The organism is Grimontia sp. SpTr1, from assembly GCF_947387585.1.
Taxonomy (GTDB): Bacteria; Pseudomonadota; Gammaproteobacteria; order Enterobacterales; family Vibrionaceae; genus Enterovibrio; species Enterovibrio indicus.
The window spans coordinates 404,327-424,637 of record NZ_CANDOD010000001.1; the positions used below are offsets into that span (position 1 = coordinate 404,327).

Genomic DNA, 20,311 nt, shown 5'->3' on the forward strand with positions numbered 1-20,311 from the left:
TTTTCGGTCAACTAATATCCTAAAATATCTGACTTTATTCGCCCGATGATAAGGGCGTTATTTGTCATTTATTGCCGATTCATAGCGCATATTTGTTGAGCCATCAAAAAGTCCCTATTCCTTTCATGTGTAGACCATAAATGCCGACGAAAGTGACTCATTAATGAGTCTTGTGTGCTTATGCTAAGTGCTTTGTCCAAATGGTTAGCCGATCGCCTTGAAAAATATGCAAAAAATCAGAATAAAATCGCGAAATTCGTCAAGTTTTCACAATAAGGATGGGCGTAGAGTCAGATAGGTGGATCGCAAAAAAAGGAAGAACCGCCATGAGTGATTTGATGACGAAGTACGACAGTGGAGAGTTCTTCGACGAACTGGTGGACAGTAAAGGAAATTACCGCGTTTCCTCTGACCGATTGATTAGATACCTAGAAGATCTTTCAACGGATGAGCTAGAAAAACGCAAGCAGGCGGCTGAAGCCACTATTGAGGACATGGGCATCAGCTTTACCGTTTATACAGATGAAGGAAACATAGACCGGGCCTGGCCTTTCGATATCATTCCCCGAACCATAGATGCCGAGGATTGGGCCATCGCAGAAAAAGGACTCAAGCAACGACTCACCGCACTCAACCGCTTTATCGACGACCTCTACCACGATCAAAACTGCATTAAAGACGGCATTATCCCCGCTCATATCATCGAAGAATCCAAAAACTTCAGACCAGAATGCGTCGGTGTTTCGCCACCATACGGTGTTTGGGCACACATTTGTGGCACTGATTTGGTGCGCGCAGGTGATGGTGAGTTCTATGTGCTGGAAGACAACCTCCGCGTACCGTCCGGCGTTTCCTATATGCTGGAAAACCGCGCTGTCACTAAACGTGTGTTGCCGGAGTTGTTCGAGAATGATGACATTCTTCCCATCGACGCTTACACATCTGAGCTTTTCCAAACTTTGAAAGCGCTGTCGCCGCGCAAAGTGAAGCAGCCAGAAATCGTCGTACTGACACCGGGAATCTATAACTCCGCGTATTTTGAGCATGCTTTCCTTGCCCAGCAAATGGGTGCTGAGCTGGTGGAGGGTAATGATCTCTTCGTCGACGACAATGACTGCGTGTATATGAAAACCATTCATGGCCCGGAGCGTGTCGATGTCATCTATCGTCGTATTGACGATGAATTTATCGACCCGGAAGTGTTCAACAAAGATTCCATGCTGGGTGTGCCGGGCTTGATGCGTGCTTGGAAAGCTGGAAACGTAGCGCTGGCTAATGCACCGGGCGCTGGCGTGGCAGACGACAAAGTGGTTTACGCTTACGTGCCGGAATTGATTCGTTACTACCTCAATGAAGAGCCGATTCTGCCGAATGTGGAAACCTTCCTGTGTGAAGACAAAGAACAGCGCGAATATGTGCTGGCAAACCTCGATAAGTTAGTCGTGAAACCTGCCAATGAATCAGGCGGTTATGGCATGCTGGTGGGACCGCACTCCACCAAAAAAGATCAGGAACTCTTTGCCAAACTGATTCAGGAAAACCCACGTAATTACATTGCACAACCTACCTTAAAACTCTCAACGGCACCTACGCTGGTGGGACGCGGAAAACTGGAACCGCGCCATCTCGATTTACGTCCGTTCATCCTGCAAAGCAATAAAACCTATGTCACTACCGGTGGATTGACCCGCGTCGCCATGAAGAAAGGCTCGCTGGTGGTCAACTCGTCACAAGGTGGCGGCAGTAAAGACACATGGATTGTTAGAACAAAAGGAGCGAAGTGATGCTATCGAGAGTTGCAGAACGCCTGTTTTGGAGTGCGCGCTATCTGGAGCGCGTAGAGAACATCGCTCGCTTGGTGAGCGTATACGATGAAGTGTTGTTTGACCTGCCACGCGACGTGAAAGTTTCTTGGTACAACCTGATTGAAATTAATGGCTGTGTCGAAGAATTCGGCGCTATCTACAAAGATCAGGGTGAGAAAAACGTCATGCGTTTCTTGCTGGCGAAAGAAGACAACCCAAGTTCGCTGCTGTCTTCCCTGTTAATGGTGAAAGAAAACATCCGCACTACGCGTGACGTAGTGCCGGAAGAAATGTGGGAGCTGATCAACGAGCTTTGCCAGTACGCAAAGAACAACATTCAGCAAGGCATCAACCGTTCGAATCGCCATGCTTATTTGAATGCGATCATTGAAAGCTGCCAGAAAATCAATGGATTGCTGGCAGACACCATGAGCCGTGACGAAAGCTGGAGCTTTAACGTGATGGGGCGCTATACCGAAAGGGCAGACATGTGCACGCGCATTCTGGATTCCGCGGTCATCATCTCTGTCAACGCCTTGCCGGAAGAGAAAGTGGTATTGGACCAAGCCATTTGGTCCAAAGTACTGAAATCGCAAAGTGGCTATTTGACCTGTCAGCGCACCATGAAAACAGGCATTGATAGTGTGGTGGCGTGTCAGTTCTTGCTGGGCGACCAAAACTTCCCGCGTTCGCTGAAATTCTGCTTGCGCCAAATCAAAACCGCGTCGACTTACCTGCCACGCTATGAAGCGGTTGCTAAGTCTGCGGAAGCACTCCGCGCCAAAACCTACGAGGTGGAAAGCGAGGACGATATCAACCTGTCTCTCAGTGAATATCTCAATGACATCCAGTTGGCGCTGATCGATCTGCAAAGCCAGATCCGCGATACCTGGTTTGATTTCAAACACGGAGAGGCTGCATGACAATTCGCGTTGCGATCCTACATAAAACGTCGTATGAGTTTGATCGCGATGTCCATGTCTCGCCGCATATCCTGCGGCTGAGGCCTGCGCCTCATTCGCGTACCCACATTCATGCTTACTCTCTGAAAGTCACGCCGGAAGATCATTTTATCAACTGGCAGCAAGACCCGTTTGGTAACTATCAAGCGCGTTTGGTATTCCCAGAGAAAACACGCAAGCTGGAATTTGAAGTGGAAGTGATCGCCGATATGACGGTCATTAATCCCTTCGACTTCTTTATTGAAGAATACGCAGAGCATTACCCGTTCAAATATGATGCGCTGTTACTCGAAGAGCTCTCGCCGTATCTGAAAACATCCGAAGATTGCCCTGAGCTTGATAAATGGATGGCGGCGATTGACCGGAGTGAAACGCCAATCGTTAATTTCCTTGTTGGCTTAAACAGCCAACTGGCAAATGAGATCAGCTATGGCATTCGCCTTGAACCGGGTGTGCAAACCTGTCAGGAAACGCTGACGCTGAAGAAAGGCTCCTGTCGCGATACCTCATGGCTGTTGGTGCAAATTCTTCGTCGATTAGGCTTGGCGGCGCGTTTTGCCTCGGGCTACTTGGTTCAGCTTACTGCTGATGTGAAAGCCCTCGATGGCCCATCTGGCCCAGAAGAAGACTTCACCGATCTCCACGCCTGGTGTGAAGTCTATTTGCCCGGGGCAGGTTGGGTAGGTTTGGACCCGACCAGTGGTCTGCTTGCCGGAGAAGGGCATATTCCACTGGCTTGTACTGCAGACCCCATTTCTGCCGCGCCAATCACGGGTGGCACAGACAAATGTGAAGTCACCTTTGATTACAGCAATACGGTCACGCGCATCCATGAAGACCCGCGAGTTACCAAACCCTACAGCGATGTTGAATGGGAAAACATCAAAGCGCTGGGAAATGCAGTAGATGCTGAACTGGCAGCAGGGGATGTGCGCTTGACCATGGGCGGAGAGCCGACGTTTGTCTCTGTCGATGATATGGATTCAGACCAATGGAACACCAAAGCACTGGGTGACGACAAACTGCGTCTGGCAAAAGATCTGCTGATCCGCTTGAAGGATGAATTCGCTACCCACGCCATGCTGCATTATGGGCAAGGCAAGTGGTATCCCGGTGAGGAGCTTCCGCGCTGGGCGCTGGGTTGTTTCTGGCGCACGGACGGTGAAGTGCTGTGGCGCTATCCGGCATTGCTTGCCCGCGTTGATAAAGATTATGGGCATGACATTGAAGACGCAGAGCGTTTTAGTAATACACTGAGCCAATCCTTGGGCTTGTCTTCTGTGTTTGTTCAGCCAAGCTTTGAAGACTCGCTTTATTACCTTTGGCTGGAGCGGGGTTTGCCGGATGGCGTGAACCCGAAGAAAGCCAAACTCACGGATGATCTCGAAAGACGCCGCCTTGCCAACATACTCAGCAAAGGCTTAGAGAGTGTGACTGGCTATATCCTACCCATCGCTCATTCCGGTTCGGGCTGGTACAGCTCCAAATGGCCGATGCGCTCTGACGTGATCACCTTGGTGCCAGGCGATAGCCCAATGGGTTTCCGCCTGCCGCTGGAATCTTTGCCCGCTACCGCGCCGGAAGAAATCATTCCAGAGCGAGACCCGTTTGAACCGCGAGAAGACCTGCCCGTTTACTCACAGGAAAATATCTCACCGGAAGATGCGGATGCACCAAAGCGGTATGTCAGTGTGGTTCGCACCGCGATTTGTGTGGAACCAAGGCATGGCAGGCTGCATGTGTTTATGCCGCCGATGAACACGCTGGAAGAGTATGTTGAGCTGATCCATCACGTCGAGGCAACAGCGAAGAAGTTGGAATTGCCGGTGGTGATTGAAGGCTATGAGCCTCCGAAAGATCACCGTTTACAGAAGTTCCTGATCACGCCAGACCCGGGTGTGATTGAAGTGAATATTCATCCGTCCCGCAGCTGGAACGAGCTGGTTGAGAATACCGAAACCTTGTATCAGGCAGCTCATGAATGTCGCCTTGGCGCAGAAAAGTTCATGTTGGATGGCCGTCACACAGGAACCGGAGGCGGGAACCATATTACTTTAGGTGGCGTCACACCCGCTGACAGTCCGTTCCTGCGCCGTCCGGATTTGCTGCGCAGCTTCGTTAACTATTGGCAGCATCATCCGGGGCTTTCATACCTTTTTTCAGGCATGTTTATCGGCCCAACCAGTCAGGCACCACGTGCAGATGAAGGGCGTGATGAAGCCTTGTATGAGATGGAAATCGCCTTCCAGAACTTCCCTGATGGCTTAGTCGATCAACCTTGGCTCGCAGACAGACTGATGCGAAACCTGTTGGTGGACATTACCGGTAATACTCACCGCGCGGAGTTCTGTATCGACAAGCTCTATGCAGCAGGCACGGCGAGTGGCCGGCAAGGTTTGCTCGAATTCCGTGGGTTTGAAATGCCGCCTCATGCACGCATGTCGCTGGTACAAAACCTGCTGATTCGCTGTCTGGCTGCAAGGTTCTGGAAAGCGCCATATCACAAGCCTCTGGTGCGCTGGGGCACCTCGCTTCACGATAAATTCATGATGCCGCACTTTGTGTGGGAAGACATCAAAGAGGTGGTGGACGATCTTCAGCAGCATGGTTTCCCGTTCAAGCTGGATTGGCTCGCGCCGTTTGAAGAATTCAGATTCCCGCATTATGGTCGATTGCAGTTAGATGATATGGAAATCGAAATCCGCTGGGCGATAGAACCTTGGCACGTACTGGGCGAAGAAGTGACTCAATCCGGCACCAGCAGGTATGTGGATTCGTCGGTCGAACGCATTCAGGTCAAACTGAATGGACTGACAGACTCGCGCTACATGCTGACCTGCAATGGTCGCCGTGTGCCGCTTCGCCCGACAGGCAGACAAGGGGAGTTTGTTGCTGCTGTGCGTTATCGTGCTTGGTCACCACCATCAGCGCTTCACCCGACATTGGGTGTGGATGCGCCTTTGGTGTTTGATTTGGTGGATACATGGAACGGTTTGTCGGTCGGTGGTTGTACCTACCATGTCAGTCACCCAGGTGGACGTAACTACGATACCTTCCCGGTGAATGGCAACGAAGCGGAAGGACGCCGTATCACCCGTTTCAATGACGATGGCTTTACGCAGGGGCCGCTGATGCCGCCTCCAGCCTTTGATGCATTGCGTAGGTTCTATCCGAATGAAGAGGTTGCCAAGCCTATGTCTCCTCAGAAGGAGGAGGTGAGTTTTGAGTATCCGAATACCTTAGATTTGAGAAAACGGAACACTAGAGTGAGCTGAATTCCCGACTGTTAGTTTGAATGAGGTATCCTTCGTTACGAAGAAAACAGGAAGGTTTCTAAAACAACAATGATGAATGACTCAGATACTGAGCTTGAAGGGGCGGTTTCGCCCCTCACTTATCTTCAGCAAGGCAATGGAGACGCCTTTGATGAAGTTTACGAAGGGAACAAAAAAGTCCGCGCGCATTGGGAGCCGATTCTCTCCCACTTTTCCGGGCTTCGCGCCGAAAGGTTAGATGAACTGCATCGCCGTGCGCAGCGTATTCTGCGTGATGATGGGGCGACGTACGATCTCAAAAACGACCCCTTGTCGCCAGATGTCTGGTCGCTGGATATTCTCCCCAATGTGATCGACGCTGAGGCATGGCAACAGGTTGAAGCCGGACTTAGCCAGCGAGCAGAGTTGTTTAACCGCATCCTGAAGGACATATATGGTGAACAACGGCTGATCAAAGAAGGCATCATCCCGCCTGAAATTGTCTTCAGTCATCCTGACTTTATCCGGGAGTGCTACGGCATCCGTATGCCGGGCGAAAAACACCTTATCCTGCAAGCGACGGATTTAATCCGCGACAGTTCCGGTCACTTTGTGGCGATTGGTGATCAGACTCAGACACCAGCAGGTATGGGGTATGCGCTGGAAAACCGTTCGGTGATTTCCCGCGTTCACTCCAAGATCTTCCGCCACAGTTATGTAAAACGCCACTCGAGTTTCTTCCAAACGCTGCGAAATACGCTGACAGAGCTGGCCGCTCACAAAACCGATGATCCGAAGATTGTGGTTCTCACACCGGGTTCAACCAGCAGCAGTTATTATGAACATACTTATCTCGCGAACTACTTGGGCTATCCCTTGGTGCAGGGCGGGGATCTGACTGTCCGAAACGGGAAAGTCTGGTTGAAGTCTATCAACGGCCTATCACCCGTGGATGTGATTCTGCGCCGAACAGACGATAACGACTGCGATCAGGTCGAACTCAGCGCCTTCTCTATGTATGGGATTCCAGGATTGTTGGAAGCGGTACGCAGCGGGAATGTGATTCTGGCGAACCCGCTGGGTAGCGCTGTGTTGGAATCGCCAGCCTTGATGTCTTTCCTGCCAAAGCTGTGTGAGTTTTACCTCAATGAGCCATTGAAGCTCGAGAACGTTGCTTCTTATTGGTGTGGTCATCCAGATGCGTTGGCATACGTTGAAACCCATCTGGATTCCTTGATTATTAAACCCGCGTACCGTCGCTCCCAAGGCATGTCTGTTTATGGTCACAGCCTCGACGAAGCGGGAAAGCAGGTCATTCTGGCGAAGATCCGTGAAAATCCGAATAACTATGTGGCGCAAAGTTATGTGCCGGGTTCATTGATCCCTGTTTGGTGTGACGGTTCGCTGGAAAGCCGTCCAAGCCTTCTGAAAGCGTTCAGTGTGGCAGACGGGGAAAGCTATGCGGTGATGCCGGGCGGTTTGAGTCGTGTGGCGGATGCGCAGGATGATTATGTTGTCACCCACCTTTCAGGCTCCCGCAGCAAAGATTTCTGGATTACGGCAGATAAACCTGACCACACTCACCAGTCATTGCTGGAACGTGCGGGCTTTGAACTCGTTCAGGAAGGCAACCTGCCTAGCCGTGTGGTCGATAACTTCTTCTGGTTTGGTCGTTACGCCGAACGCGCAGAAATGAGCATTCGCCTTATCCGGGTGGTGTTCAAGCAGCTCAGTGGTTTGGAGCTTCTGGAGACTGAAAGCCGGGATACGTTACTAAAAGCGGTTTCTCTGCAAACCCGCTGCTTACCGGGCTTCACGGAGGGTGATGAAGACCTTTTCGAAAACCCAGAAGGTGAACTGGCAGACTTGGTGACCAATGGCAACCGTGTCGGTTCCATCAAGTCAAACCTCTTGGCGATGCTGGCTTGTGGCGAGCAGGTGAGGGAACGTTTGTCGGCCGATACCCGCATCATCCTTAACCGCCTGCGTGACAACCTCTACGAAATCGACCGTGCTTTCATGAATGGTTTACCGGAAGCACCAGAGGAATCGTTGGATGGGCTGGTCACATCGCTGCTGGCGCTCTCCGGTTTGAGCAACGAAAGTATGCTGCGTGGACACGATTGGTTATTCCTGCAAATGGGTCAACGCACAGAGCGTGCGATTCAGACCGTTACTTTGTTGAAATCCACGCTGGTGGAGCAGTTGCCAAGCCTGCCGCAACAACAGGTGTTGGAGTCGGTATTACTGAGCGTGGAAGCGCTAATCTCCTTCCGTCGCCGATACCGCACTAAAGCGCGGGTGCCTTTTGGTCTCGATCTGCTGATGATTGACCGCACCAACCCAAGGGCGCTGGTGTACCAAATCGAAAGGCTTCGTGAATTCCTCGATATGTTGCCGAAGCATCAGTCTTACGTTCCGGGCGGCTGGACACCGGAAAATCGCGTGATTTTGAAAACCTTGAGTGACATTCAACAGGTCGATCTCAATGCGCTTTCAACGGCAAATGATGAGAATCGACGCGCAGCGCTTGAAGCGCAATTGAACAGCGTCAGTGCGAACCTGGAACAGTTCACATCACTCATCGCAGACAAGTACTTCGACCACACGGCTGGACCGCAACAGCTCATCAAACCTAAATGGAAATTGGACGTATGAAATTCCGGGTCCAACATAAAACAACCTACTCCTACAGTGCGCCTGTGACGCTTTGCTACAACATGGCACACCTGGTGCCGCGCGATACTGATAATCAGCGTTGTTATAACCACTGGCTGAATGTGACGCCTTCGCCTGTTTACCAAAACGAAGGTGTGGATTACTACGGCAACAAGACGTTTTACTTCTCGATTCAGGAGCCACACCAGACATTGACGATTGATGTTGTCAGTTATCTGGATGTGCAACCCACGCCATGGAGCGAAATGATTGATACTCACACGCTAACCTGTGGCGAGCTGAGAGCTATTCTAAAACGCACAGAGAACGAAGAAGCCAGAATGGCTAGTGAATTTGTGTTGGATTCAGCGCAAATCCAGCGTTCAGACAAGCTTGCTGCTTTCGTTGATGAGTTGTTTCAAGACGCTCAGCCCGTGCTGAAAGCCACCATGGCGTTGACCAGCAGAATCTTCAATGAATTCACCTTCGATCCCGCTGCGACGGATGTCACCACGCCACCAGAGCAAGTGCTGGAGCAAAAGCGCGGCGTTTGTCAGGACTACGCACAACTCGCGATTGGGTGCCTGCGTTCGGTGGGTCTTGCGGCCCGTTATATGAGCGGTTACATCGAAACTGTGCCGCCTCCTGGACAGGAAAGGCTGGTGGGTGCAGATGCGTCTCACGCTTGGTTCGCGATTTTTGTCCCTGATGTGGGCTGGGTGGAGTTCGACCCGACGAACAACTTGATCGCCAGCGACCAACATATCGTGACAGGGTGGGGCCGGGATTATGCTGATATCACACCGCTGCAAGGCGTGGTATTTGAAGGGGGTGACACCCACAGCCTAAGCGTGGCTGTGGATGTGGTTAGGATTTAGTTACAGCCCACTCAACCATGCATGCAGATCTCAGCAATTTTCTGGGCTTTTTCGATGCTGATACCATGAGTAAAGTCTTCATAAAGCTCATGTTTGGTTTCATGCAAAGTTAAGGTGGGTCGTTGTCCATCAGGCTGTGGCATCACATCGGTAGCAAGAGAATGAGTGTTTTCATAATAAGGAAGGCGATTGCAGAACCATCCAAAATACCCCATGCCATCTTCGGGTTCGTCCCAAGTGGCAATGTAGTGGTCGTAACTCTTTTCGCTTAGAGATACCCACACTCCCCACATAAAAGGGTCCGTCACGCCATGAATTGGGATCTCTAAAATGACCCGTGCGAAATAGTGGTAACCGTCTTCATCTTTGTAGTAACAGAGGTCATCTCCCAGCTTACCCGCTTCTCTGACTTCGTCTGGCTGATCAAACCATGGATCAGGCGCACGGTAAGCGAAACTTGGAGAGCCTTCGTGTATTTCATCGCAGCTTGAACACTTAAAACTGAATATACCGGCCATATCAAATTCCCATCCCAAGTATCTCCGGATTTACTTAGTAGTATCTAATATCAGATCTTAGCGGTCATACGTTTTTAAAAAAGTTGCCACCGTCAAAACTGATGCCCTTTAACGTTTTTTGGCCCGTGCAGAAGACATTACGTGCAGATTACGTTGAAGGAAGTTACAGCAAGATTGGGATTTAGATTTTATGGGCTGCTAGAAGAACCAATAAATCCCCACTAATACCCAAGCTGCAATGGCGACTGTTTCAATCACTACCATCAGAATCGGCTCGTAGCCGATGGTGAAGAGTTTCTTCACAGAGGTTTTAATCCCCAAGGCCGCAACTGCCGAAACCAGACACCAGGATGAGAGTCCTGACAGGGTGTTGGTGACACCAACAGGCAGAATGTGGGCGCTGTTAATAGCAACACAAATACAGAAACCGACAACGAAAAACGGAAGCAGTGGGATATCGGCTTTCTCGCTGTCTTTGTCAGGATGGCTTCGGAAGTAAAGGGAAATCACCAGAATCACCGGAACCAGTAACGCCACGCGCAGCAGTTTAGTGATGGTGGCGAACTCGCCGGCTTGTGGGGAAATAGAATAGCCCGCACCAACAACCTGTGCGACGTCGTGAATGGTCCCGCCGATGAAAATACCAGCCAGTCGGTCATCAAAGCCTAAAAGGTTAACGAAGATGGGGTAGATGACCATAGCAATGGTGCTGAATGCGGTGACCGCGATAACCGTGAACAGCGTGTTGCGCTCACTGAACGGGTGTTTGGGTAGAACGGCCGAAATGGCCAGCGCAGCAGATGCGCCACAGATAGCGACTGAGCCACCCGTCAACACACCAAACTGAATGCGGCGGCCGAGAATTTTCGCCACTAACATGCCGATAGAAATAGTGAGCGCAATACCAAGCGCTACCCAGACCAACACTTCCCAGCCGAGAGAAGTCATTTCTTCCACCGTGATGCGAAGACCAAGTAACGCCACGCCAAATCGGAGTACTTTTTTGGCGGCAAACTCTACGCCTGCCTGACACTTGGAATCATCAGCGAGAAAGTGAAACGCAATGCCCAGCAAAAGGGCAAACAGCATTTGCGGTGCACCATAATGCGCAGCGAGAAAGGTGGCTGCAGCAGCAACGGTGACGGAAAGTAAAAGACCAGGCGCAAGGGTACGGGCACTTTGGCTCAGTGATTGCCAATTAGGGAGACGTTGTTTTAGTTGTGATTGCATGAATAACTTCCATGTTATTGATTATTTGATAGTTGAGCTAATTCCCGTAGTTCTTTTATGGTGGCATCGGTGAGGTGTAAGCCATCTTTGAGCACGCGTTCACGGCGGACAATTCGACGCTGTCCGGGCAAGCGAACACCCTCCTGCTCACACATGGTGTTAAGGAGTAACTCAAGGCGTTCAGCAAATTGTGTTCCAGAAACAGAAGTGTCGATGGCAATGACGGCGTGACCGATTGCGGGCGGTTCTCCCTCGGTATCGAAGAAGTTTGAAGCTTCAAAGCCATAAAGCGCGCTGGTGAGGCTTGCCGAGAGAATCTCTACCATCAGCGCTAAAGCTGCCCCTTTGGCATCACCAATCGGTAGCATCGAGCCTTTTACCGCAGCATCGGCGTCGGTAGTGGGTCTGCCTTGGGCATCAATCGCCCAACCTTCTGGAATAGATTCGCCATTCTTTCTAGCGACTAACACTTTGCCGCGGGCCACTTTGCTCAGGCTCATGTCGATCACCACTGGCGGTGCGCCGTCTCGTGGGCAGGCAAAAGCAATAGGGTTAGTGCCAAAGAGGGCTTTTTTTCCACCCCAAGGCGCAATAGCGCTCGGGCTGTTGGAAAATAACAAGGCGATACAACCTTGTTTGGCGATTCGTTCTGCGTGAAATCCGGCCTGTCCAAAATGGTGTGATCGATTCACTGTAGCTAACGCAATACCTTGTGCTTTTGCCATGGCGGGAAGCAGGGAAACGAGCTTGTCCATAGCCGGAAAGGCAAAACCGAGCTCTGCATTGATATGACAAACCGCGGGTTTTGGGGTATCCACCTTGGGGGTTGCATCACCCATCACTTTTCCGCATTTGACCTGCTCAATGTAGGCCGCAAGGCGGGCGAGTCCGTGACCTGATTGACCATCGATTTCAGCCTGAATTAGGGCGTTAGCGACAGATTTAGCGTTAGCCGAAGTGACGCCAGCGTTTTCCAGCGCTTGTGCGGTCAGGGATTTAGCTTCCGAAGGGTCGATAAACACAGGCATAACTGGCTCCTGCGATTGGGGTAAGGAAAAGGACGCTGGGTTTCCCCAGCGTCGGTCTTGCTGTATCAAATGATTGCCGCGCCGAATAAGCGAAATGCTTATGCGCTTCGATACAGTTTGGTCAGAACGAACTCGCGGTGACCCAGCGCTTCCGCTGCCGTTGCGCGGCCATTTGCGGTGCGCAGCGTCATGTCGATCAGCGCATCACCCGCTGTGTCGAGATTCAGCTCACGGCGCAGAATGCCAGAAACGTCCACGTCGATGTGCTCGCCCATGGTACGCACGGTCCGCGGGTTCGCAGTGATTTTGATAACCGGCACAATAGGGTTACCAATGACGTTGCCTTGCCCTGTTGGGAACAGGTGAACCGCGAAGCCTGCAGCTGCCTGCAGCGTCACACACTCTGCCGCCGCAGAAGAGGTATCCATGAAGTACAGACCTGGGCCTGCTTCTGGGCGCTCTGCTGGCGTCAGAACATCAACGAACTGCGTGGTTTTACCGATCTTCTGGTAGTTACCAAACGCTTTCTCTTCGATAGTGGTCAGGCCGCCTTCGATGTTGCCTTTGGTTGGCTGGCTGTCAGACAGGTCAGAAGTTTTGTGTGGTTCGATAACTTCGTCCATGTATGCCTGCCAAGTGTCCAGGAACTTCTGTCCAACTTCTGGGCTCACTGCACGGGTCTTACAGATTTGCTCTGCACCGGTCAGCTCTGATGTTTCACCGAAACACAGGGTCGCGCCTTCTGCAGAGAACTTGTCACACAGGTTACCCACGGTTGGGTTCGCTGCCAGACCAGATGTGGTGTCAGATTCGCCACACTTCATTGAAACCCACAGCTCGCTCACGTCGCACTCTTCGCGGGTCAGTTCGCTCGCGTAATGAACGTATTCTTTCGCTACGCGGGAAGCGGCAGCAATCGTGTTGATGTCACCGTTTTGCTCAATCGCAAAGCCTTGTACAGGCTTGCCAGAAGCTTTGATGCCTTCAACCACACGGCTGGTCCAGCCCGGTTCGATACCGATAACCACAACCGCAGCCACGTTCGGGTTGCAACCTGTACCAATCAGGGTACGGAAGTGCAGTTCCAAATCTTCACCAAATTGCAGGCGGCCATACGGGTGTGGCAGCGCCAGTGTGCCTTTGATGTTGTTAGCAACAGCTTCACATGCTGCGTTAGACAGATCGTCCAATGGCAGGATGATGACGTGATTGCGCACACCGACACGGCCATTTTCGCGGCGGTAGCCCATAAATGTGTATTTGCTCATGGTTACCACCTCTTGGTTTTCACATTGTGTACGTGTACGTGACCGCCTTTCGCGATGTCTGCGACAGCTTTACCGATATCGTTGTCATACTTGAGAATGGTGTCGCCGTCGTTAATGTCGCTCAGCGCCACTTTGTGGCCGAGAGGGATTGCGTCCAGCGCGAGTACTTCGATGGTGGCATCTGTGTCCATCACCCATCCGGTTAGCGTTTGGCCTGCTTCGAGGCCCTCGACCACAATCACGCCGACAGTGTCAGACGAGTCATGGACGAGAAAGTCCGGTGCTTGCATTTTCATCTCCTTTTGAATCAAGGTTTAAAACTTACTTCCATATATCCTTGGCGTGGCTGGCATACAGCTTGGGCAATCTGCTTCACCAACCTTGCCTCGGTGTTTGTTTACCCTTCGGGGAGCAGCACCACTTTTGCAGCGGCGATACGTCCGTTAAGTAAATCGTCAAAAGCGTTCGCTCCATCACTAAGCGGGCGCTCCTGAATCCAGTCCAGTGCGCCAAGCGCACCGTTATGCATGGCTTCTAGCGTCGCTTTGAAGTCCTGCATGGTGTAGGTGTAACTGCCTGCGAAGGTGACTTCCTGAAGGGTGAACTTACGAACATCCAGTCCTTCCAGGCTGTCTTGCAGTCCCACATGAATGATCACGCCACCGGGTTTAACCGCCGCTGATGCACCCATTCGTGTGTGTTTGTTACCCACGCAATCCACGGCGAGATCCATGGTGTTCTCGCCGACGACCTGATCGGTCAGCGGATCGAAAACAGTGGCGACATTGGCCTTTTCCACGGTTTCACGGCGTAGGGCATTGGTTTCTGCCAGATAGATTTGTTTGCAGCCTTGTGCAGCAAGAGAAAGCGCGGCTGCAAGCCCAACGGCACCACCGCCATAAACCAATGCTTTGCTTTCCACCAAAGGACGTTTGCTGAGCTCTGCGCCTTTGGTGACGGCGTGCCAGCCCGTGGCGATAGGTTCAACCAGTGATGCTGTGCTGAGTGACATGCCATCCGGTACTAGCACCAGATTGCGTTTGGGAATCGCAATAAATTCGGCGAATGCGCCTTCACGAGGCGGCATGGAAATGATCTCTCGCGATTGGCATTGGTTCGTATGGCCTGTCAGGCAGTAATCGCATTTTCCACAGCTGACCAGTGGATTGATGACCACAGCTTTTTGGTCCCATTCACCACCGTGGACGATGCCTGCTCCTTCATGCCCGAGGATCAGCGGGGCAGGGCGGCGCTCGTCGTGGCCGAGGTAAGCGTGCAAGTCAGACCCACAAATTCCGACAGCACGGATCTCGACCAGCACTTCGTCTTCACGTGGTGTCGGCATTTCCTCGTTTCGGTAGGTCATTTGGTTTGGACCTGTGTAAACCAGCGCTTTCATATCCATGATTGTTATTCCTTACTGCTTGCCTATTTCGCGGTGTAACCGCCATCAAGAGAAATCATCTGGCCTGAGATGTAATCCGAGGCTTTGGATGCCAAAAACACCGTCAGTCCATCGAAGTCGCTCAGCTCTCCATTGCGCCCAACCGCTGTCATTGATGCGTGGTGCTTGGAGAGGGAATCGTCACTGAACACTTTTTCTGTCAGTGGTGTTTGGAAGAACCCAGGTGCAATGGCATTGGTGGTAATGCCTTCCTTTGACCAGGCTTCTGCCATTGCTCTTGTCAGCTGCGCCACGCCGCCTTTTGATGCGCCATAGGGAATCGAATTGGCAAAGGCGCGATAGCTTTGCAGCGAGCCGATATTGATGATTTTTCCGCGTCCTTTTTCCCGCATGCCGGGCAAACAGGCTTTGGCAAGAAAGAAGGGAACAGACAGATTGAGGTTCAATGTCATGTCCCAACTTTCCAGCGTGATGTCATCGGCTGGTTGGCGCAGGTTGACGCCAGCGGCATTCACCAGAACGTCTGGCGCGCCAAAGTGCGATGACACTTTTTCAATGAATCGGGGCAGCGTTTCACGCTTGTTAAGGTCAACGGTTTCGATGGCGGCGTCTCCGCTTTCACCTGCAATGGCGACCGCCGTTTGTGCCAGTGTTTCTGCGTGGCGCCCGGAGAGCACCACTTTTGCACCCGCTTTGGCGAGGGCATAAGCCATGCGTTGCCCGATACCGGAACCCGCTCCCGTCACCAATGCGACTTGACCTTCAAGGTTGAATAGTTGATTTATCATGCTGCCCGTCATCTCAGTCCCTCTTCGTTTTACTTACTCTGGCTGCAGGTTGAACTGCTCATCAGGGAAGTATTTCGCGAGGCGTGCATCGCCTGTTTTCGCGTGTGCTTCCATACCTTCAAGGCGGGAAATTCGCGCAGTTACCTGTGCCACATCTTTGCTCGCTTCCTTGGTGGAGCGCTGATAGGTCACCACCTTGATGAACTTGCCCGCACTCAGGCCGCCGGTGTATTTGGCTGCGCCTTTGGTGGGCAGGATGTGGTTTGGCCCAGAGGTTTTATCGCCGAAGGCCACATTGGTTTCTTCGCCAAGGAAGAGAGAGCCGTAGTTGCGCAGGTTTTGCAGCCACCAATCCAGATCTTCAGCGTGTACTTCGAGGTGCTCAGAAGCGTATTCGTCGCTGACTTTCACGGCTTCTTCTTTGGTGTCGACAAGAATCACTTCGCCGTAATCGCGCCAAGCAGCTTCCGCTGATTTGCTATTGAGCTCTGGCAGATCAGCAATTAACTCAGGCAGTCGTTTCATGACTTTCTCAGCTAACTCTTCTGAATCTGTCAGTAGCCAAGCTGGGGTGTTGGGGCCATGCTCCGCCTGACCGACCAAATCGACGGCGACCAGTTCTGGGTCTGCATCAGCGTCTGCAATCACCATCACTTCAGAAGGCCCTGCGAACATGTCGATACCAACACGGCCATAGAGCTGACGTTTAGCTTCAGCTACGAATTGGTTACCCGGGCCAACAAGAATGTCTGCTGGGTGTCCAGTGAATTGACCGAATGCCATGGCTGCGATGCCCTGAACGCCACCCAAGTTCAGAATGGTGTCAGCGCCACACAGGCTTAGAGTGTAAAGAATGGCAGGGTGGATACCGCCTTCACGGCCTGGAGGTGAGCACGCAATAACATGGTCAACGCCTGCCACTTTTGCAGTGGTTACAGACATAATTGCTGATGCGATATGTGAGTAACGGCCACCAGGCACATAACAGCCTGCGGCTTGCATAGGGATCAAGCGCTGACCCGCGAACAAACCTGGGGACAGTTCGGTTTCAAATTCGCTCAAACTGTCTAACTGTGCCTGGGCAAAGTCGCGAACGCGTTCATAAGCAAACTGAATATCCTTTTTCAGTTGCTCTGGCACTTTCGCTGCTGCCGCGTCGATGTCTTCCTGAGAGACGACAATGTCGCCATGCCAGTTATCAAATTTTCGCGTATAAGCGATGCAGGTTTCTTCACCGCCCTGCTCGATATCTTTGAGCATGTCCGCCACGATTGCGCGAACATCGTCTTCACCTGTTGCAGCAGTTTTTTCTGCCTTTTTCAGATACTTAACAGCCATGTCGATAATTTCCTCGTTAAATTTTGGGCGCAACTTCCCTGTCTGGCTTGTCGGCGACAAGCAAGAGGAGGGTTAAATACGTTGGGTTAGTCGAGCGCCCAGAGCGACAATTCGGGGATAAATGCCAGGAGCAATACCACCGTTAACATGGATATGACGTAGGGCCCCGATCGCGCGGCAATCTTCAGAACCGAGGTCCCCGTTAATCCGGATACAACAAAGAGGTTCAGCCCAAGTGGCGGTGTGATGAAGCCGACACCCAGAGCGGTAACCATCATGATGCAGAACTGCACATCTTCCATGCCGATCTCGCGTGCCAGTGGCAGCAGGATTGGCGACAAAATCAGAATGTTTGGCGTGGTTTCCATAAAACAGCCTGAGATGATCAAAATACCAATCATGATCAGAATCAGTGCCGTGCGACTATCGGTAAACGATGTCATGGTTTCCACGAATGCCTGTGGTACATCCAGCGCGGCCAGTGTCTGCGCCAGTGGCAGGCTCAGCGCAATAATGGGCAGAATGACGCCGTTTACTTTGGCAGAGCTTTCCAACATTTTCGGGAAATCGCTGATTTTCAGCGTGCCCTGGAAAAGGCCGATAATGATGGTGATAACCACAGCCACCGCGGCCGCTTCTGTCGGAGTAAACACACCTGAGTAAATACCACCAAGAATGATGACAGGTACCAACAGGGCATAACGTGCATCAACCACTACTGAAAACCAGCGCTTGATCGAGAAGCCTTGTCCCGCGTTTTCATAACCATAGATACGGTTCATGACGACGTTGGTCAGCATGATAGCCATCATGACCATGACACCCGGTACTGCCGCTGCCAGGAACAGCGTTGATGCAGAAATACCCAGCACAAGACCAATAATGATGTAGGCAATTGATGGCGGGATCAGGATCCCGGTACAAGCACCCGCGGCGACCAGTGCACAGGCGTAAGGCTTTGGATAACCCTGCGCCACCAGACGGTCAATGGTCATTCGGCCTACTGCTGCTGCACCTGCCGCATCCGAACCTGAGATACAGGCGAAGAAACCACAGCCTAAAACAGTTGCACTACCAAAACCTGCTCTCGCGCCACCAACACTGGCTTCTGCCACGTCAAGGAGCTTGTTCGAGAGACCGGTTCTCACCAGAACATCACCTGTCAGGATAAAAAGTGGGACGGCAATCAGCGCGAAGGCATCAATACCGTCGAACAGAGATTCACCAAACAAGGACAGAGGTAGCACTTCGGTGATAAATAAGAGGGCAATTGAGCCCAAACCCAGTGATACCCATACCGGTACCGCAAGTGCGATGAGTACCAGCATGGCAATAACAGGGCCATAGAATTCCCAGCCAAGATCGACGGAGACCTGTTGCGAGTAATAATTCAGCATGAGACCTCCTAATCAAACAGCTTGTTGCCTTCGAACACAGGCGTATTCTGTGTGAGGCTGCGGATATCCCGGCGCATAGACTGCATCAGTCGGAATATCATCATGGAGAATCCCAGCGGAACAGCGGCAAGAAACCAAGCCTGACTGAGCCCCAAACCATGGGTCACAGACCAAAATTTCAGTGATATTTCAATAGGGTGGATTGACCAATAGAGCGCGAATAATGCGACAACCAGTGTGGCGACATCCCCAAGCAGATAAATGGCTGCTTTGCCTCGGTTGGGCAGGTAATGCAGCAAGACATCAATACGTATGTGCGCGCGCTCTTTTACGGCCGCGGATGCACCGACCCACGCCAGATAAATAAAGGCATACCTTGCGACTTCTTCACCCCAAATGGAGGAGTAGCTGAAGACAAAGCGTCTTAATACTTCCATGGCGATGGTTATGACGATGGTGGTGTAGAAGAACAACAGCAACCAGCGCTCACCATTTTCGTCGATTTGTTTTAAGAAATTCATTGCGTTCGTCCAACGTCCGTTTGAGAGAGAGTGGGAGCCATTTGGGTGCGCTAGGAGAAACGTCCACCCAAATGGCGGTTTACTCAGCTATTAAACGTCGTGAACGAATGGACCTTTGTTTTCGTTCGCCGCTGCGAGCAGTTTGTCGAACGCCGCTTTGGATCCAGCCAGTTCATTTTTGAACGAATCCCAAGCGGGTAGCTGATGGCCTGCTTTGTCTGCCCACAACTTCATTTCGTCATCAGTTGGCGCATAGAACTGCACACCAGCACGGCTCAGTTCAGCCATGGCATAGGCACGTGCAGCAGGGACTTTTGCCAAGTTTTGCAACGAGGTGACTTCACTGGCGAACTCAATACCTTCCTGAATGTGGCCCGGTAGGCTGTTAAACCACTCTAAGTTACAAGAGAAGACTTGAGAGTCTGGTACTGAGCGGTTGAAGGTAACCCAGGAAAGCACATCCTTGAAGCCGAAGACATTCAGCGCTTCTACCGAAGGGTCAAGGGCATCTGCCACGCCTTGTTTGATTGCTGACGGTGTTTCACCCCAGGCAACTGGCGTCGGGTTTGCGCCCAACAGACGGTAGAACTGCTGAAGGATTTTCGAACCCGGTACACGGAATTTGATGCCTTCCATTTGATCTGGGGTTTTGATTGGACCTTCAAGACCATTACGAATCGCGACAACGCGTGGGTCGATCACCACATACCAAAGCGGTTTGAAGCCTTTCGCCTCTACTTTCGGGTGGATTTCGTTCTTCCAAGCGTCAGACGTTACCAGATTGACGAACTTCTGGTTCTCACCACACCAGTAAGGGATGTTGATGAGATCGACAGCAGGTGCAAACGGTGCAAAGTTAGAGAGAGAGTGTTGCGCGGCCTGAATGGTACCTGCCTGTACTTTTTGCGCTAATGCGCCACCCGCACCCAGTTGACCACCCGGTGCCAGTTTTACGTAAACTTCACCGTTGGTCATGTTCTGGATGTTTTCTTTGAAATCCAGCTGCATGATAGGGTAGCTGCGGGATGCACCAATGATGTATGCCGTAGCAATCGTCATGGTGTATTTAGCTCGCTTCTGTCGTTCTTTTTCTTCATTAGCCGCAGCGTGTGCGGTGGTTGAGGTCAACAAGGCCCCCGAGGCACCTGCGACGACAGCTGCCGTAAAACCTGCTTTTTTTGCAATTTCCAGGAAACGGCGACGCTCTGCACTTTGTGGGGAGTCATCCTTATGGTGAACAGACATATATCTACTTCCTTTC

Annotated in this window: 16 protein-coding genes; 5 read left to right on the plus strand and 11 right to left on the minus strand. The window is 51.7% G+C overall.

Features of this window, described 5'->3' with window-relative positions; all coding sequences use genetic code 11:
* Positions 1 to 326: 326 nt before the first annotated feature.
* The 5 genes from QL223_RS01910 (at position 327) to QL223_RS01930 (ending at position 9,557) form a co-directional block, all read left to right on the plus strand.
* Positions 327 to 1,784, plus strand: a complete 1,458-nt coding sequence (locus tag QL223_RS01910) for a circularly permuted type 2 ATP-grasp protein (RefSeq protein ID WP_281543696.1) — start codon at positions 327 to 329, stop codon at positions 1,782 to 1,784.
* On the plus strand, positions 1,784 to 2,728 hold the full coding sequence (locus tag QL223_RS01915; protein WP_281543697.1) for an alpha-E domain-containing protein: 945 nt from the start codon (positions 1,784 to 1,786) through the stop codon (positions 2,726 to 2,728). Before QL223_RS01910 ends, QL223_RS01915 begins: the two co-directional genes overlap by 1 nt.
* Positions 2,725 to 6,042 carry a transglutaminase family protein gene (locus tag QL223_RS01920; RefSeq protein WP_281543698.1) on the plus strand — a complete coding sequence of 1,106 codons (3,318 nt, stop codon included), beginning with the start codon at positions 2,725 to 2,727 and terminating at the stop codon, positions 6,040 to 6,042. The genes QL223_RS01915 and QL223_RS01920 overlap by 4 nt, the downstream gene beginning before the upstream one ends.
* A gap of 69 nt (positions 6,043 to 6,111) precedes the next feature.
* Positions 6,112 to 8,679, plus strand: a complete 2,568-nt coding sequence (locus tag QL223_RS01925; protein WP_281543699.1) for a circularly permuted type 2 ATP-grasp protein — start codon at positions 6,112 to 6,114, stop codon at positions 8,677 to 8,679.
* Positions 8,676 to 9,557, plus strand: coding sequence for a transglutaminase family protein (locus QL223_RS01930; RefSeq protein ID WP_281543700.1), 882 nt, complete (start codon positions 8,676 to 8,678; stop codon positions 9,555 to 9,557). The genes QL223_RS01925 and QL223_RS01930 overlap by 4 nt, the downstream gene beginning before the upstream one ends.
* 11 nt (positions 9,558 to 9,568) lie before the next feature.
* Here QL223_RS01930 and QL223_RS01935 read toward each other — a convergent pair whose 3' ends face one another.
* From QL223_RS01935 to QL223_RS01985, 11 genes are all read right to left on the minus strand, one after another.
* Positions 9,569 to 10,075, minus strand: coding sequence for a DUF2199 domain-containing protein (locus tag QL223_RS01935; RefSeq protein WP_281543701.1), 507 nt, complete (start codon positions 10,073 to 10,075; stop codon positions 9,569 to 9,571).
* Between the two features lie 198 nt (positions 10,076 to 10,273).
* On the minus strand, positions 10,274 to 11,305 hold the full coding sequence (locus tag QL223_RS01940; RefSeq protein WP_002541224.1) for a YeiH family protein: 1,032 nt from the start codon (positions 11,303 to 11,305) through the stop codon (positions 10,274 to 10,276).
* 14 nt (positions 11,306 to 11,319) lie between these two features.
* Positions 11,320 to 12,333, minus strand: a complete 1,014-nt coding sequence (locus tag QL223_RS01945; RefSeq protein ID WP_281543702.1) for an Ldh family oxidoreductase — start codon at positions 12,331 to 12,333, stop codon at positions 11,320 to 11,322.
* Positions 12,334 to 12,431: 98 nt separating this feature from the next.
* A complete protein-coding gene (locus tag QL223_RS01950; protein ID WP_002541226.1) occupies positions 12,432 to 13,601 on the minus strand; it encodes a UxaA family hydrolase in 1,170 nt (389 codons plus the stop codon).
* 2 nt (positions 13,602 to 13,603) lie between these two features.
* Complete coding sequence (locus tag QL223_RS01955) at positions 13,604 to 13,891, minus strand: UxaA family hydrolase (protein ID WP_281543703.1); 288 nt, start codon at positions 13,889 to 13,891, stop codon at positions 13,604 to 13,606.
* Positions 13,892 to 13,998: 107 nt separating this feature from the next.
* Positions 13,999 to 15,006, minus strand: coding sequence for an alcohol dehydrogenase catalytic domain-containing protein (locus QL223_RS01960; protein ID WP_281543704.1), 1,008 nt, complete (start codon positions 15,004 to 15,006; stop codon positions 13,999 to 14,001).
* Positions 15,007 to 15,029: 23 nt separating this feature from the next.
* Positions 15,030 to 15,806 carry an SDR family oxidoreductase gene (locus QL223_RS01965; RefSeq protein WP_348651373.1) on the minus strand — a complete coding sequence of 259 codons (777 nt, stop codon included), beginning with the start codon at positions 15,804 to 15,806 and terminating at the stop codon, positions 15,030 to 15,032.
* Positions 15,807 to 15,827: 21 nt separating this feature from the next.
* Positions 15,828 to 17,132, minus strand: a complete 1,305-nt coding sequence (gene hisD / locus QL223_RS01970; protein WP_062664810.1) for a histidinol dehydrogenase — start codon at positions 17,130 to 17,132, stop codon at positions 15,828 to 15,830.
* An 86-nt stretch (positions 17,133 to 17,218) separates the two neighbouring features.
* Positions 17,219 to 18,529: a TRAP transporter large permease gene (locus tag QL223_RS01975; RefSeq protein WP_281543706.1), complete on the minus strand. Its 1,311-nt coding sequence runs from the start codon at positions 18,527 to 18,529 to the stop codon at positions 17,219 to 17,221.
* Between the two features lie 8 nt (positions 18,530 to 18,537).
* Positions 18,538 to 19,050 carry a TRAP transporter small permease gene (locus QL223_RS01980; RefSeq protein ID WP_281543707.1) on the minus strand — a complete coding sequence of 171 codons (513 nt, stop codon included), beginning with the start codon at positions 19,048 to 19,050 and terminating at the stop codon, positions 18,538 to 18,540.
* Between the two features lie 90 nt (positions 19,051 to 19,140).
* Positions 19,141 to 20,295: a TRAP transporter substrate-binding protein gene (locus QL223_RS01985; RefSeq protein WP_281543708.1), complete on the minus strand. Its 1,155-nt coding sequence runs from the start codon at positions 20,293 to 20,295 to the stop codon at positions 19,141 to 19,143.
* Positions 20,296 to 20,311: the final 16 nt, after the last annotated feature.

Bases quoted from the DNA above. Each gene is read 5' to 3' on its own strand.
- QL223_RS01910 (WP_281543696.1), top strand. From the start codon at position 327: ATGAGTGATTTGATGACGAAGTACGACAGTGGAGAGTTCTTCGACGAA.
- QL223_RS01915 (WP_281543697.1), top strand. From the start codon at position 1,784: ATGCTATCGAGAGTTGCAGAACGCCTGTTTTGGAGTGCGCGCTATCTG.
- QL223_RS01920 (WP_281543698.1), top strand. From the start codon at position 2,725: ATGACAATTCGCGTTGCGATCCTACATAAAACGTCGTATGAGTTTGAT.
- QL223_RS01925 (WP_281543699.1), top strand. From the start codon at position 6,112: ATGATGAATGACTCAGATACTGAGCTTGAAGGGGCGGTTTCGCCCCTC.
- QL223_RS01930 (WP_281543700.1), top strand. From the start codon at position 8,676: ATGAAATTCCGGGTCCAACATAAAACAACCTACTCCTACAGTGCGCCT.
- QL223_RS01935 (WP_281543701.1), bottom strand. From the start codon at position 10,075: ATGGCCGGTATATTCAGTTTTAAGTGTTCAAGCTGCGATGAAATACAC.
- QL223_RS01940 (WP_002541224.1), bottom strand. From the start codon at position 11,305: ATGCAATCACAACTAAAACAACGTCTCCCTAATTGGCAATCACTGAGC.
- QL223_RS01945 (WP_281543702.1), bottom strand. From the start codon at position 12,333: ATGCCTGTGTTTATCGACCCTTCGGAAGCTAAATCCCTGACCGCACAA.
- QL223_RS01950 (WP_002541226.1), bottom strand. From the start codon at position 13,601: ATGAGCAAATACACATTTATGGGCTACCGCCGCGAAAATGGCCGTGTC.
- QL223_RS01955 (WP_281543703.1), bottom strand. From the start codon at position 13,891: ATGCAAGCACCGGACTTTCTCGTCCATGACTCGTCTGACACTGTCGGC.
- QL223_RS01960 (WP_281543704.1), bottom strand. From the start codon at position 15,006: ATGGATATGAAAGCGCTGGTTTACACAGGTCCAAACCAAATGACCTAC.
- QL223_RS01965 (WP_348651373.1), bottom strand. From the start codon at position 15,806: ATGACGGGCAGCATGATAAATCAACTATTCAACCTTGAAGGTCAAGTC.
- hisD (WP_062664810.1), bottom strand. From the start codon at position 17,132: ATGGCTGTTAAGTATCTGAAAAAGGCAGAAAAAACTGCTGCAACAGGT.
- QL223_RS01975 (WP_281543706.1), bottom strand. From the start codon at position 18,529: ATGCTGAATTATTACTCGCAACAGGTCTCCGTCGATCTTGGCTGGGAA.
- QL223_RS01980 (WP_281543707.1), bottom strand. From the start codon at position 19,050: ATGAATTTCTTAAAACAAATCGACGAAAATGGTGAGCGCTGGTTGCTG.
- QL223_RS01985 (WP_281543708.1), bottom strand. From the start codon at position 20,295: ATGTCTGTTCACCATAAGGATGACTCCCCACAAAGTGCAGAGCGTCGC.